Origin of the sequence: Synechococcus sp. H55.9, assembly GCF_047462355.1 — a bacterium.
Lineage (GTDB): Bacteria > Cyanobacteriota > Cyanobacteriia > Thermostichales > Thermostichaceae > Thermostichus.
This window is the reverse complement of the sequence record NZ_JANSJB010000019.1, coordinates 25,131-27,471: the sequence shown is the minus strand read 5'-3', so window position 1 is coordinate 27,471 and position 2,341 is coordinate 25,131. Positions and strand designations below refer to the sequence as shown.

At 62.8% G+C, this 2,341-nt stretch carries 2 protein-coding genes; one reads left to right on the top strand and one right to left on the bottom strand.

Going from position 1 to position 2,341, the window contains the following annotated elements; genetic code table 11:
• Positions 1-1,872 (top strand): alanine--tRNA ligase (gene alaS, locus NW857_RS04450; protein ID WP_414368064.1); only part of this gene is annotated, 1,872 nt, incomplete at its 5' end.
• 142 nt (positions 1,873-2,014) lie between these two features.
• Here alaS and NW857_RS04445 read toward each other — a convergent pair.
• Complete coding sequence (locus NW857_RS04445; protein ID WP_414334313.1) at positions 2,015-2,233, bottom strand: hypothetical protein; 219 nt, start codon at positions 2,231-2,233, stop codon at positions 2,015-2,017.
• Between the last annotated feature and the right edge of the window lie 108 nt (positions 2,234-2,341).

Here is a 2,341-nt window from a genome sequence, read left to right as displayed (position 1 = left end):
GAGCAGCAGATCTCCCTGAAGGTGATCGGGGATCACGCGCGGGCGGTGATGCATTTGATTGCCGATGGGGTGCTTCCTTCCAATGTGGATCGGGGCTATGTGCTGCGGCGGCTGATCCGGCGGATGGTGCGCCACGGGCGGCTCTTGGGGATCGGCGAGCCTTTTACCATTCCGGTGGTAGAGACCGCGATTCAGTTGGCCGAGGCTGCCTATCCTCAGGTGCGGGAGCGAGAAACCCTGATCAAAACCGAGCTGCAGCGGGAAGAGGAGCAATTTCTCAAGACCCTGGAGCGGGGGGAACGGCTGCTGCTGGATCTGTTTGCTGCCGTCGAATCTTCCCCTGGCAACGGCGGCTCGCCAAAGCAGATCTCCGGTGCCGACGCTTTCAAGCTCTTCGATACCTACGGCTTCCCGCTGGAGCTGACCCAAGAAATTGCCCAGGAACGCGGCTTCAGCGTGGATCTAGAGGGCTTTGAGCAAGAGATGGAGAAACAGCGGCAGCGGGCCCGCGCCGCCCACCAGACCATCGACCTGACGGCCCAGGGATCCCTGGACGAGCTGGCCGATTTTCTCAGCCAAACAGAGTTTTTGGGCTACAGCCAATCTTCTGCCCGCGGCGTGGTCGAGGCCCTGTTGGTGGAAGGAAAATCGGTGCCCCAAGTGGAGGCAGGGCAAGCGGTGCAGATTGTCTTGGATCGCACCCCTTTCTATGCCGAATCTGGCGGGCAAATCGGCGACCGTGGCTACCTCTCCGGCGACGGCTTGCTGGTGCGCGTGGAAGATGTGCAAAAGCAAGGGGATCTGTTTGTTCACTTTGGCCGGGTAGAACGCGGGATCCTGCGGGTGGGGGATCCGGTGCAAGCTCAGATCGACTTGGCCTGTCGGCGGCGCGCCCAGGCCCACCACACCGCCACCCACCTGCTGCAGGCAGCCCTGAAAAAAATTGTCGATCCCTCCATCAGCCAGGCGGGATCCCTGGTGGCCTTTGACCGGCTGCGCTTTGATTTCACCCTCTCCCGACCCGTCACCCCCGCGGAGCTGGAACAGGTTGAAAACTTGGTGAACACCTGGATTGCCGAGGCCCATGCGGCTCAGGTGGCCATCATGCCCTTAACGGAGGCCAAAGCCAAAGGAGCCGTGGCCATGTTCGGGGAAAAATACGGCGCCGAGGTGCGGGTGATCGACTTTCCGGGCGTTTCGATGGAGCTGTGTGGTGGCACCCATGTCAACAACACCGCCGAGATCGGCCTGTTTAAGATCATCGCCGAGACCGGGGTGGCTGCCGGGATCCGTCGCATCGAGGCTGTGGCCGGGCCGGCGGTGCTGGAATACCTGAACGAGCGGGACAAGGTGGTGCGGGAGCTGAGCGCCCATTTCAAGGCCAAGCCCCAGGAACTGCCGGAGCGGGTCGCCGCCCTGCAGGCGGAGCTGAAGGCCGCCCAAAAAGAGCTGGAGGAGGTGCGCAGCCAGTTGGCTTTGCTGCAGGCCGAACGTTTGTTGTCCGCGGCGGCTGCCGTCGGAGATCTTAAGATCTTGGTGGCGGAACTGGGATCCACCCCCGCCGAGGCCCTCAAAACCGCCGCCGAGCATCTGCTCCACAAGCTGGGGCAAGGGGCGGTGGTGCTGGGCTCGGTGCCGGAAGCCGGCAAGGTCAGCCTAGTGGCCGCCTTTAGCCCGGCGGTGCAGCAACTTGGCCTGAAGGCAGGCTCCTTCATCGGCGAGATCGCCAAACTCACCGGGGGGGGCGGCGGCGGACGGCCCAACTTGGCCCAAGCCGGTGGCAAGCAACCGGAGAAACTGGCAGAGGCTTTGCAGGCGGCCCAGGAACGGTTGCAAGCAGAGCTGATCGCGGCGGCGGGGCGGAGCTCTTAACTTCCTTCTCCCCCTGAGAGAGGGCGGAGGGGAGGGAAGCGGCCCGGAGCGCTCGCGGTGCGTCTCCCACCTGAACCGCTGGCGGCTGTCCGGCCAAGATCCCCTCTGTTGACAGCGCGCTTTGAGGTGAACTCAGGTGAACTTAAATGCCGTCGTAGGGAACGGTGTCTCCGTACCCAAGATGCTCCTCGTCTGATGAGGCGGTGGGCTGCTGCTCTTGTGAAGAATCTGCCGGCTCCCCCTCATCCACCAACACCAGCACCCGCACAAGTTGATTTTTGGGCAATTGTTCCTGCGCCTGCACAGGCAAAATCAGTTGACCTTGGCTGTCGGTGCGAGCCCAGAACTCGTGTGCTTTCATGCTATCTACCTGGGATGGCGGGGAAAGAAAATCTTATACCAGCTTGCCCCAGGCTCTGCCGCAGCCACGGGATCCCTACGCCAAGCTCGCAACCCAGCCCGCATCCGT